General features: G+C 49.1%; 10 protein-coding genes, 1 pseudogene and 1 riboswitch. Of the genes and pseudogenes, 8 read left to right on the top strand and 3 right to left on the bottom strand.

All coding sequences use genetic code 11. The annotated features are described in order from the left end of the window. The 4 genes from L5656_RS07880 to L5656_RS07865 form a co-directional block, all read left to right on the top strand. Positions 1-1311, top strand: a 1311-nt coding sequence (locus L5656_RS07880; RefSeq protein WP_297201481.1) for an ABC transporter substrate-binding protein, incomplete at its 5' end; no start/stop codon positions are given. Positions 1312-1339: 28 nt separating this feature from the next. Next, positions 1340-2314, top strand: a complete 975-nt coding sequence (locus tag L5656_RS07875; RefSeq protein ID WP_297201478.1) for an ABC transporter permease — start codon at positions 1340-1342, stop codon at positions 2312-2314. Further along, positions 2304-3158 carry an ABC transporter permease gene (locus tag L5656_RS07870; RefSeq protein ID WP_297201476.1) on the top strand — a complete coding sequence of 285 codons (855 nt, stop codon included), beginning with the start codon at positions 2304-2306 and terminating at the stop codon, positions 3156-3158. Before L5656_RS07875 ends, L5656_RS07870 begins: the two co-directional genes overlap by 11 nt. Next, positions 3145-4839, top strand: coding sequence for a dipeptide ABC transporter ATP-binding protein (locus L5656_RS07865; protein ID WP_297201473.1), 1695 nt, complete (start codon positions 3145-3147; stop codon positions 4837-4839). Before L5656_RS07870 ends, L5656_RS07865 begins: the two co-directional genes overlap by 14 nt. Positions 4840-4841: 2 nt before the next feature. Here L5656_RS07865 and L5656_RS07860 read toward each other — a convergent pair whose 3' ends face one another. From L5656_RS07860 to L5656_RS07850, 3 genes are read right to left on the bottom strand one after another with little or no spacing between them, the layout of a single operon-like run. Then, positions 4842-5060, bottom strand: a complete 219-nt coding sequence (locus tag L5656_RS07860; protein ID WP_297201470.1) for a sulfurtransferase TusA family protein — start codon at positions 5058-5060, stop codon at positions 4842-4844. Between the two features lie 35 nt (positions 5061-5095). Continuing rightward, positions 5096-5968: an NAD(P)H-hydrate dehydratase gene (locus L5656_RS07855; RefSeq protein ID WP_297201467.1), complete on the bottom strand. Its 873-nt coding sequence runs from the start codon at positions 5966-5968 to the stop codon at positions 5096-5098. Then, positions 5965-6177 (bottom strand): hypothetical protein, encoded by a 213-nt coding sequence (locus tag L5656_RS07850; protein WP_297201465.1) that lies wholly within the window; start codon positions 6175-6177, stop codon positions 5965-5967. The genes L5656_RS07855 and L5656_RS07850 overlap by 4 nt, the downstream gene beginning before the upstream one ends. Before the next feature lie 65 nt (positions 6178-6242). Between L5656_RS07850 and L5656_RS07845 the strand changes: the two genes are divergently transcribed. The 4 genes and pseudogenes from L5656_RS07845 to L5656_RS07825 all read left to right on the top strand — a co-directional run. Next, positions 6243-6521: a DUF2149 domain-containing protein gene (locus L5656_RS07845; RefSeq protein WP_297201462.1), complete on the top strand. Its 279-nt coding sequence runs from the start codon at positions 6243-6245 to the stop codon at positions 6519-6521. Positions 6522-6716: 195 nt separating this feature from the next. Further along, the gene (locus L5656_RS07840; protein ID WP_297201460.1) at positions 6717-9806 is read left to right on the top strand and encodes a cobaltochelatase subunit CobN; all 3090 of its coding nucleotides are present in this window, start codon (positions 6717-6719) and stop codon (positions 9804-9806) included. Position 9807: 1 nt separating this feature from the next. Then, a pseudogene (locus L5656_RS07830) lies at positions 9808-11342 on the top strand (cobaltochelatase subunit CobN). 90 nt (positions 11343-11432) lie between these two features. Then, a riboswitch (Fluoride riboswitch) is annotated at positions 11433-11494 on the top strand. A 312-nt stretch (positions 11495-11806) separates the two neighbouring features. Then, positions 11807-12048 (top strand): Rpn family recombination-promoting nuclease/putative transposase (locus L5656_RS07825; protein WP_297201456.1); only part of this gene is annotated, 242 nt, incomplete at its 3' end.

Raw genomic sequence — 12048 nt, 5'->3', positions numbered from 1 at the left:
CCCCAAGATAACGCTTATATCTTTTACTTAGTCCCAAACGCTACCTGGCATGATGGCCAGCCTTTCACTGCCAAAGACGTGGTTTTCACCGTGGAGTACACCAGGAAGTATCCCTACCAATGGGTGGACACCACAGTGATAAAGAAAGCAGAGGCCTTGGACGATTACACGGTGAAGCTCACCCTAAACCAGCCTTATGCGCCTTTCTTAAGCGATGTAGCAGGGGCCCTGCCCATCCTTCCCGCCCATATCTGGCAGAAGGTAAGCGACCCGGAGAAATTTCAAGGCAAGGAGGCGGCCATCGGTACAGGGCCCTTTAAGCTAGTGGACTATAACCGGGAACAGGGGACTTATTTATACGAGGCTTATGATAAGTACTACCAGGGCAAACCTAAGATACAAAAATTACAGTTCATAAAGATGAGCGAAGAGATGGCTAGTGCTGCCCTTAAGAAAAAGCAGGTTAACGCCACCTCTATACAGCCTGAAATCGCCGAAAGCTTACGCCAAGAGGGATTCCAGGTTCTAAGTGGCACCCACGATTGGGTAGCCAAGCTGATGATAAACCATAATAAAGAGCCCTTGTCCCAGAGGGAATTCCGCCAGGCCCTGGCTTTGAGTATCGATAGAAAGCAACTTGTGGAAGTGGCCTTAAGGGGTTATGGTTTGTCTGGCAGCCCAGGGTTACTTCCGCCGGACAGCCCCTGGTATAATCCCGGGGTGGAACAGTACGAGTACAACCCTGCTAAAGCAGAGGAGCTTTTAGCCGGTCTAGGGTTTGTTCGTCAGGGGAATTACCTGACCAAGGATGGGCGAGTTTTAGAGTTAGAGCTTTTATTCAGGGGTGGGGGAGGAAGCATTACTGAACAGCGGGCTGCTGAGCTTATAAAGGAGCAATTGGAGCGCATAGGTATAAAAGTAAACCTCCAGAGCTTAGAGTCTAAAACCCTCGATAACCGGGTTAAAGAGTGGAAGTTTGATCTCGCTTTGAGCGGACATGGGGGCCTCGGAGGAGACCCGCGGATTCTAAACAGGGTCACCCTGGAACAGAGCATAAACAGCGCAAGGTATAATAAAAGTGAGGAATTATCTAGTGTTTTGGCCAAACAGCTTGGAGAGATGGAGCCCGCAAAGAGGCGTGAACTGGTGGGTAAGGCTCAAGAACTCTATGCCAGGGAGATGCCAGCCCTACCCCTGTATTATCCTACAAGTTACTGGGCCCATGACGGGTTAGTGAACCTATATTACACCTGGGGCGGGGTCGGTTCAGGTGTGCCTATTCCCTTGAATAAGCTAGCTTTTGTGAAATAAGCTTAAGCAAAAAAACTAGTGGTGCCACATGCTGATTTGGAGGCCAAACGTAGTTAATTATATCGTTGCCTTTTTTATCATACTCACCCTAAATTTCTTCTTACCGCGGCTTATGCCTGGGGACCCTTTACAGGCCATATACGGTGATGACGCGCTGATAGCTATGACGCCGGAGTTAAAGCTTGAGCTTATCCAGCGCTTTGCTTTGGATAAGCCTTTAGGGGAACAGTTTGTAGCCTATCTTAGAGCCCTTTTCCGGGGCGATCTGGGTTATTCGTACTACTACCATGCCCCGGTGGTCTCGGTTGTCCTGGGGTATCTTCCTTGGACTTTGCTCCTTTCAGGCCTGGCCTTAGTCCTTTCTACCCTAACCGGGTTTATCTTGGGTGTAGAAGCAGGCTTTAGGCGCGGGCAAGGGTTAGATAAGCTTCTGCTGACAACTTTAATGCTTGTAAACGGGTTCCCCGACTTTTTTGTAGGCATCTTGTTTTTGCTTTTGTTTAGCGTGGTCTGGGGCCTTTTTCCTTTGGGCGGAAGCTTAACCCCTTATGCAAGCCTTAAAGGCTTTGACCTGGTGTTAGACATCCTGCACCATCTTGTCTTACCCTTACTGACCCTAGTTGTGGTGCGCTGCGTAAATATCTTTCTTTTGACCCGCAGCAGCATGGTTACTACCTTAGGTGCGGGCTTTATCCTTACGGCCCGGGCCAAGGGGTGCAAGGATATACGGGTGCGCTATCATCATGCCGGACGGCACTCCCTTCTTCCGGTAGTCACGGCCGCCGGGCTGCATTTGACTCACCTGATAACCGGCACCCTCTTTGTGGAGGTGGTCTTTTCCTATCCCGGCTTGGGCACCCTTCTGTACAACGCGCTTATGGTACGAGATTATCCGGTCATCCAGGGGGTGCTTCTTATCCTTACCGCGGCCGTGCTGATCATTAATCTGATGCTGGACTTGCTATACCTTAAGCTAGATCCGAGGATAAACTATGCACGTTGATTACTGGCAGGAGATAAGAGAAGACAGGCTGGGAAGGATAGGTTTATATCTTATCCTGCTTTTGGCCCTTCTGGCCGCCCTGGCGCCCTTCTTGGCTCCCTATCCGCCAGAGGCCAGGGTGGGGGCTGCCTTCAGCCCCCCATCAAGCAGGCATTGGCTGGGAACTAACGACGTGGGCCAGGACATCTGGTCAGGCCTCCTTTATGGAGCGCGGACCTCCCTAGTAGTGGGGTGCGGGGCAGGGCTTCTTGCAGGGACAATAAGTGTGCTGGTGGGCACTTCCTCTGCCCTGGTAGGAGGTTTCTACGATAGCCTATGTATGCGGGTGGTAGACGCCCTTCTGGTCATCCCCCCAGTCCTTTTAGCTATATTGGTGGGAGCTTATTTTAAGCCCCACCTCCTTACTCTGATCTTGCTTCTGGCAGCTTTCTTGTGGCCTGGCGGAGCCAGGATAATAAGGGCAGAAGCCTTATCTTTAAAGGAGAAAAAGTCTGTAGCTGCAGCGCGCACCTTTGGCGCAGGTTCCCTTTATATTATGGCCCGGCATATAGTCCCGGACCTCGGTCCAGTTTGGCTAGCGGTTATGATACAGGATGCCCGGCGGGCCATCTTTATGGAAGCAGGCCTTTCCTTTTTGGGTGTGTGTGATCCTACATTGCATAGCTGGGGTAAAATGATGCAGCAGGCTTTAGAGTTTACTTACCTTGAGGTTTGGAAGTGGTGGCTTTTACCTCCCGGCCTGGCCCTTTCTTTGACTGTGGCTGCTTTAAGCTTCTTAAGTTTCGCCCTGGAGAGGATTCTCAACCCTCGCCTGCGAGGAGAAAGGGAAGATGCTGGTCATTAAAGAACTGCAAGTGTCCTTTGGGGAACTTATAGTGCTAAAAGGTATTAACTTAGAGCTTAAGAAGGGAGAAATTTTGGCCGTTGTGGGGGAGTCTGGGGCAGGCAAGACCACTCTGGGCCTCTCTATCATGGGGCTTTCACCTGGTAGGTGTGCCGGCCAAATTTTGTTTAAAGGTAAGGATATCCTTGCCTTGTCTGAAGAGGAGCGACGCCTCATCCGGGGAAAAGAGATAGCTATGGTCTTTCAAAATGTGGAGGACGCCCTGCACCCCCTTTACCCGGTGGTCGACCAGGTTATGGAGGCCCTGCTCATCCATGGGCTTAAAGATAAAAAGGCCGCCCAAAGGAAGGCCATGGACCTTCTTAAAGCCCTTGGCCTGAGCGAGGAACGGACGCACTTTTTTCCGCATCAACTTAGCGGAGGGGAGAAACAGAGGGTTCTTCTGGCCATGGCCCTGGCCAACGATCCGGAGGTGCTGATCCTGGATGAGCCTACGGCCTCCTTAGACGCCATAACTAGAGCCGAGATCATCGAGCTTCTAAAGAAGGTTATCCGGGAGAAGATGGTCCTCCTCATAACCCACGATCTATCCGTGGCTGCCAAGCTGGCCCATCGGGTAGCTGTTCTGTACGGTGGAAGGGTGGTAGAGTCAGGAGCCACCCAGTGCATTTTCACCTTCCCTCGCCATCCCTACACCCGCGGGCTCTTGCGCTCCTATCCCAATATGACTACAGTCAAGGATTTACAAGGGATACCCGGTCCTCCTTATAAGCCTGTGGACGGATGCCCTTTTCATCCCCGCTGCACCCAGCGGGTAGAGCTTTGCTTCCGGGAAGTACCAGAACTTAAAAGTCTTGGAGACCGCTATCTCGCCTGCCACCGGGGAGGAATAATACCTCTGCTGGAGATAAAAGCTTTAAGCAAATCCTTTAACGGTGTGCGGGCGGTACGGGAGGTAGAATTGACCTTATACGAGGGTGAAACCTTGGCCTTGGTGGGGGAGAGCGGCTCGGGTAAGACCACCTTGGCTTTAACTATCATGGGTCTATTGCCACCGGATAAGGGTGAAATCTGGCTGGAGGGCCAAAAGGTTCTCTTAAGAGACAAAGGATTTTACCAGCGAGTGCAGATGATCTTTCAAAATCCTAAGAGCTCCTTAAGCCACCGGATGAATGTTTGGGAGCTTGTAAAAGAGCCCCTGGATGTCCAGGGTTGGGGTAGCGAAGAAGAGAAGCTTGAGCGAGTAAGAAAGGTTTTAGAGGAAGTCGAGCTACCTGCTGATGATTTCTTCCTAAGGAAATATCCCCATGAGCTTAGCGGGGGAGAAGCCCAGAGGGTGGCCATTGCCCGGGCTTTGGTTTTGAACCCTAAACTCCTGATCGCCGATGAAGCAACTTCCGCGCTGGATGCCAGCATCCAGGCGAAAATACTGAAGCTTCTCCTTAGCCTGCAGGAGAAGAGGGGGCTGGCCATGCTCTTTATCACCCATGACATCGCTCTGGCCAGAAAAGTGAGCGATCGGCTGGCGGTAATGAAAAATGGCTCTATAGTAGAAGAGGGTCCGGCCAGCGAGGTTATAACTAATCCTAAGCATCCTTATACGCGGACGTTATTAAGCCTTGCAGCCGACCTAAAAGAAGAAATTTCCATTCTGCCTGTGGATGCCCAGAGGCCTAAGTAAAGTTATTCTTCATGCGGCTTAAGCAGCAGACGGTACAGCCCAGAGACCTTTTCTACTTTCACCAAGTACCCTTGGCTTTGGGCCAAGCGGCTAACGTTTTCTTTAGATGTTTCATTGTCGGTCAGCACTAAAAGTGGCTCACCAGGATGCTGTTCCATAGCTTTTTTAGTTTTTACCACTGGTATAGGGCAGGATAAGCCTCGCACGTCAACTTCTATCATACGTAAAAACCTCCTTTATATAAGGTAAAATTGGGTTACGGGCCTTTAGAGATAACCCCCAGTTCTCTTAATGCCACGGGAATATACTCGATGAGCTTATCTACTCGAGTGGCCGGGGTGGCACAAGAGAGCCTACCAGCCAGCCGGTTAACTTGGGCGCTTACAATAACTGCTTTCAGGGGATCATATCCAGCGCCTGTTAAAGCGGCTACCATGCCGGTGATGGTGTCCCCTGTTCCGCCAATACACTCTAGTTCCGGCATACAAGGCTCCTCTATCCTAGCCACCACCCTTCCTTCAGTAGCAATATAATCTATAGCCCCTTTAACTAAGAGGATTTTAGCAGCTCCACCATGGGCATAAGCCCTTTTTATTAGCTCGGGAACCTGATGGACTAAAGCTTCGAAAAGATAACGGCTGACATAAGCGGGATGAACAGCCTCTGGGTCGGCCAGAAAAGCCATTTCACTGGGGTCGGGAGTGAAAATATCAAATTGAGGGGCTACTCCGGCCGCCTTAGCTGCATACATAGCCCCGGCATCGGCAATAAGTAAAGGCCGGTACGAGCACTCCTTTAGCGCCTCACAAAGCTTTTGCATCAATCTAACTATGGGCAGGCAATAATGTAGGGCAAGGATCCTGGGCTTTAGGTTTGTCACCTGTTCTATTAAATATTGATAGATACGCCTGGTGCCCTGGCCCCTACCGATATCTCCGGCTAGCAAAGCGTAAGGTGGTTCCAATCCCAAAGCCTTCGTTACTTCCAAGCAAGAGCTGATCATGGCTCCCGTGCCCTGGCCACAGGGGAAAGTATAATCCTGGACTTTAAGTGAATTGCCTATCTTTTCCACTTTGCCCTGGATAAGATCAAGATTTTCTGCGGGAACAGTTCCCGCAATGAGGATCAAGAAAGCTTTCCTCCCTTCCAGATACTTAGGGCCTCCTCCCAGGCTCTATCGAGCATCAAGGAGCAGAGGGTGAAACCTAAATCTCGCGGTCTAAGGGCGGTCTCCAGGTGGGAACCCACTAGTCTTGTGTACAGATAAGGAACGTCTGGGCAGCCACCCCCTGATATATTGACGATCATACCGTTGGTCTTGGCAAAAACGATTTTCATATTGCCAGCCTTTACCATGACGTGCTGAACGGTTCTCCGCAGACGAGGTTGAGCCGCTGGGAGGTTTGGCCAACCTAATTGACGTCATGTTGGTCTTTTGTTGTGGCTTGATGGTGGCTTTGGTGCTTTCTTGGAATTTGCAGAACATAATCTTTGCTAAAGTAAAGCCTGAAGAAAAACAGCGCCTAATGCAAAATATCCAACGAGTGATTAACGTGGAGCGGGGAAGGGAACTTAAGGAAATACCTGATTTGGAGAAAGGGGGAGGTTCTGGGTACCAAGAGATGGGGACGGTTTATAAAGATCCCAAGACCGGGAAGTTAATCCTCATTGAGAAAGAGTGAGTAGTAGAGAAGGATGTTGGGAAGCCGGGTAACCTGAGTGAGGTGGAGGTGAGCAAGTATAAATGCGTAAAGTAAGCCCAAAAAAATAGATTATTACTAGTGGTTATCATATTAGCATTTACAATCTTTCTCTTATACCTAAATACTTCGGAAGTTAAGGCTAGCGAAAATGTAAATACCAAAGTAGTTATGCTTTTGGGTAGTGAAGGTTATCTGGTTCCACTGGTAGATGCCTATGGACACTTGAAAGCCTATCCCATAGAACTAAAATTGTTTAGCTCCAATGATCTTAAAAATGAAGCTACGGTCCAAAACCTAACGCAAGCGCTACAAGATGCGGATGTATTTTTGTTAGAAATGATCGGGTCTACCGCTATCCAAGTAGTAGGGCCATTACTAGAAAACTTACCCGAAAAATGTAAAGTGCTATCCACTAGGAGCGGTTCTTTCCCCGAATACCCTCGGATTGATGAGAGTCAAAAAGATTTCTTGGCCCAGTATTTTATATACGGCGGCGTGGAAAACATGCGGCGGCTAGTACTGTACTTGGCTTCCACTTACGGGCAGGTAACAACGGGGGAACAGTTAGATCCGATCATGATGCCTGTTCGCTTTATTTATCACCCGGATGCCGAAGGGATTACCTTTAATGTTGATGGGTTATACCAGACAGTACGCGATGCAGTATACGCGACTGGTGGTGGCGGGATTCAGGGCTTGACGGTGAATGAAATATACCGCGCAGTTTATGAAAGTGTGGGTGCCTACGTATACCAGTTAGATAGCAATACCAACTGGATGCTGGCTCGGTTTACGGTGAACGAGGCCGTACATGATGGGTGTAAAGACGGTTCTATTTTAAATACTGGGGAGCTTTACCAAAGTGTGGCGGAAGCCGTATATCTGGCGGGGCAGGGAGAAACAGGATTACAGGCCCTTTACGATACCGTACGCCAGTCTGTTTATCAGGCGGTATATCAAAGTGACGGTTTGGGGGCTGGGTTAGCCGTAAATGTTGTTTATAATGCCCTTTATGATCTGGTCACACCGGCTTATCTAAGGGATGCTCAAGCTACGGTTTACCGTGCTGTATATGATGCTCTTTGGGAACCAGAGTTTTCTGGCCTTGAGCTTGAGCTTCTACACCAGAGAGTGTGCGATGCGGTATACGTATCTACTGAGGGTGGGGGAGGTAGAGGGCTGCCGCCTGGTACTTTTAGCACTTTAGGGGGTTATCTTGCCTGGTATAAAGCAAGTGGCCATTTTAAGGAAGGAGCTCCCTGGATTGGTATTACTACCTATGATAGTTTCTTTAAAAACAGCGACATTGATATGTATCTGGCTATCCAAGAAGAACTAGACGAAAAAGGGTGCAACACGCTTCTAGTTTTTAGCGATAGCAGCAACCGTAAAAGGGCCGTCCACGACTATTTTATGCCGAGTGGTAGAAGACAGATAGACTTTCTTATCGCAGGAATCGGATTTAACTTTATTTACGGCCAGCCGGAAGCGAGTGTGGAGTTGTTTAAACAGTTAAACGTACCAGTCATGGCACCAGTTTACAGCAGTGATCTACAGGAATGGCAAAACAGTCCGGCAGGTATCAGCAGTGAAATAGCCTGGCAGGTGGCCCTGCCTGAATTGGATGGGCGTATTGAACCCATATTCATGGGCGGTACTACGGTAGTCAGAATAGATGAAAGCACAGGAGCTCGTATAGTCAAGAAAGTACCCCTTCCCGACCGTATTGAGCGCCTGGTAGGCCGCACTCTGGCCTGGGTCAACTTGCGCCAGAAGAATAATGTAGATAAAAAAATAGCCCTTATTTACTACAACCATCATGCGGGTAAAGATGACATCGGCGCCGCCTACTTAAACACCATTGCCAGCGCAGCAGTTATTTTGCAGGCGCTGCGGGACAATGGGTACCGGGTGGAAGGAGATCTGAGCCCTGAGGCTATAGAAGAGATAATTCGTAAGCAAGGAAGAAATGTCGGTAGCTGGGCGCCGGGAGAACTGGCCGAAGTGGTGCAGGCAGGGGCGTTAATCCTGCCTAAAGATAAGTACCTGGAATGGTACTCTACTTTGCCAGCCAAACTGCGGGAACAGGTGGAAAAGGAATGGGGTCCTCCTCCGGGTAACATTATGGTTTATGAAGGCAACCTGGTTATCCCCGGTGCCATTCTGGACAACATTTTCTTGGGGCCGCAGCCTGCACGGGGATGGGCAGATGATCCTTCCAAAATTGCCCATTCACCGGATTTACCTCCTCCACACCAGTATATAGCCTTTTACCTGTGGTTACAGAAGGAATTCCAGGCCGATGCGGTAATACATCTAGGTACCCACGGTACGCTGGAATGGCTACCCGGACGGAGTGTGGGGCTGGGAGAAGATGACTGGCCGGATGTCCTGATCGGAAATATGCCGGATATCTACCCATATATTATGAATAACCCCGGTGAAGGAACCCAGGCCAAGCGGCGGGGATATGCAGTGATTATTGATCACTTAATACCACCTATGATCCAGCCTGGACTTTATGGTGAGTTAGCCGAATTACAGCAACTATTGATGGACTACCAGGATGCTGTAAACGGGGGTAACATAGCTAGGGCGGCCAACCTGCAGGAACAGATTATAGAAAAGGTTAAAGCAAACAGCCTGGACCAGGACTTGGGGCTTGACCTTGGGGCTGCAGACTTTGCCCAGTTGGCTTCCGTTTTAGAAGAGTACCTAGAGGAATTAGCTATGGAGCTCATGCCTTATGGACTGCATACCTTCGGTCAGCCGCCCGAGGGAGAATTATTAGATTTGATGGTTGAGTCCATTGTGGCCTACGACAGGGCGACGAGAGAGGCCATCCGAGAGGAGATCAGAGAACGCCTGCTTTTGACCACCAATGAGATAGCTAATTTGCTTAGGGCTCTCTCTGGTGAATTTATCGAGCCCGGTCTAGGTCGGGATCCGGTACGGGTACCTGATGCATTACCCACGGGGAGGAACCTGGTCTCCTTTGACCCGCGCATGGTGCCGGATGCAGCAGCCTGGAAGACGGGCAAAGAAGCTGCCGATAAACTAGTGGCAAGATACTACGCGGAGAACGGGCGGTATCCGGAGACAGTGGGAGTAGTGTTATGGGCTATTGAAACCATGCGCACCCAGGGGGAAACTGTGGCTTTGATCCTCCGATTGATGGGTACTGAGCCTGTTTGGGATAAAAGCGGTAGAGTGACTACGGTGAAAGTCACCCCCCCTAGAGGAACTGGGAAGGCCGCGGATTAACGTGGTAGTAACCATTTCCGGGCTTTTTCGCGATACCTTTTCTCACGTAGTAGGTGTGTTAGATGAGGCGTTTAGAAAGGTTGCTCTCTTGAATGAGCCATCGGAAAATAATTTTGTGCGTAAAGTTTACCTGGAGTTGCGGGATAAGCTTATGGAACAAGGCATATCAGAGCAAGAGGCGGATGCTTTGGCTCTGGCCAGGATATTTGGCGAGCCTCCAGGAACTTACGGCACAGGTGTTGCTGAGCTAGCCCAGGCTACCAGCGCATGGAAGGATCAGAAGGACTTGGTAGATACTTACATGAATCGTATGTCCTACATTACGGAAAGAGTGTTTACGGTGTTCCAGCAAGGGATGTCTTCGAGGAGATTCTTAAAACAGTCGATATAGTTACCCAGGTACGAGATTCCGTTTGGGGCGTACTGGACAACGATGATGTAGCCCAATATTTAGGAGGGTTGAAACTGGCAGCCCAGGCTGCTTCTGGCGAAGAAGTACAGGCGTATATTATCAATACCCGGACCGGCAGTGCCCGGGTACAGAGCTTCAGTGAGTTTGTAAGTACGGAGTTGCGGAGCAGGTTATTTAACCCCAAGTGGATTGAAGGAATGCTTAAAGAGGGTTATGCTGGAGCCAGGGAGATTGGCAAGCATGTAGCCAATATGTTCCTGGTCGATGCGACTTTGGAAGGTATAAGTGACTGGGCCTGGCAAAAGGTTGCTGAGACTTTCATTTTTGACGAGAAGATAAGAAACCAGCTAGATCCCTTTGTAGTGCAATCTATCATTGGATGGAGCTTGGAAGCGGCGCGGCGACAGATGTGGCAGACTGATCAGGAGACATTAAGCAGGTTGGCCAACATCTATGTGCAGACGGCTGCCCAATATGGAGTGGTTTGCTGTCACCATACTTGTGCCAATATAAAGTTTAATGAATGGGTGGCCACTTATTCTACGCTCGATAGTAGTACCTTTACTAGATTTAAAGAGATTTTTAGCAAAGCTACTAATAAGGAGATCAACCTAGAGATTCCGGAAAAACCGACGGCACCTGAGGATCAGTCTTTAACTCAAAACCAGGAGAATAATGCAGTAGATGAAAGTAGCGTACCGGAACCTTTTGTTCCAGCCGAGAACATTCAGCAACTAGCAGAGTCGCCTCCACCATATACTAGTATTGATCAAAAGGCTGAGCAAATAGAAGAAACTTTAGAGGTTGAACAGCCTACTTCAAGTAGTACGGGCGAAGTAAAGGAAGCGGCCGAAGACATTTTAGTCAAACAAGAGCAGCCATTGCAACCAAGGACGGTAAGTACTGCCGGGCCTGGCTCGGGACAGGATACTACAAGCGATACGCCACAAACTGGCAGTGAACAGGGAGCAGAATCAAAGAGTAGAGCTTATGAGCTTGAGGTAACAAGAAAAACACAAGTTTCGACTTCTGCTCGTAAGGCAGTTTCCTTTGCAGCCATTGTAGCAGCTTTAGGGTTAATGGCTCTGTTCATAAAAGGGTATTTTACTGGGAGAAAGCTTTAAGGCAGAACCTCTGTCAAGACGAGTCAGGCCGTAGAACAAAAACATTTAAAACCCATAAGGCACTTGACAAAGAATAATTAGCGCTGACATAATTATACAGGCGATGGAGCTCGCCTGATGCTCATCCTTGAGCTGATAGCTCCTACCGAAATTGGCCGTAGATCGGTGGGAGCTATTTCTTTTTTGCCTTAGGCCCCTGCATTTTACCCGAGCTCATACCGATTCCTTTCGCCGCAGGTTATGCTGATTATCTATAATGGACCCAGAAAACTCCAGCCGAGCTTAAAGCTAAAATCGTACCGGAAATTTTCAAGGAAGAAAAATCTATTTTTACTGATGAAACGAAAAGCATAGAGAACATGAAATCCGAATACGAGAAGAAAATCCAAGATCCCCTCTCTTGTCCTAGCCTTTCACATAAAGTAAAATAGAATAAACTCAAGAAAAAACAGGAGAATCCGGATATGCCTATAGACCACGACGCTATATTTAAAGAGCTCATCACCAACTTCTTCAAAGAATTCATGGAACTCTTCTTCCCCGAAGCCCACGCCCTAATCGATTATTCCGAGTTAACCTTCTTATCCCAAGAGATCATCACCGACATTACCGCCGGGGAAAAACACTACGTAGATATACTGGCCAGTGTTAAAATAAAAGGAGAAGAAGGATACGTCCTTATCCACGTAGAGCCTCAAGCTTATAA

The sequence above is a fragment of the Thermanaeromonas sp. genome (genome assembly GCF_021890735.1).
Lineage (GTDB): Bacteria > Bacillota > DSM-521 > Neomoorellales > Neomoorellaceae > Thermanaeromonas.
The sequence above is the reverse complement of the archived record's forward strand: the minus strand, read 5'-3'. Positions and strand labels throughout refer to the sequence as shown.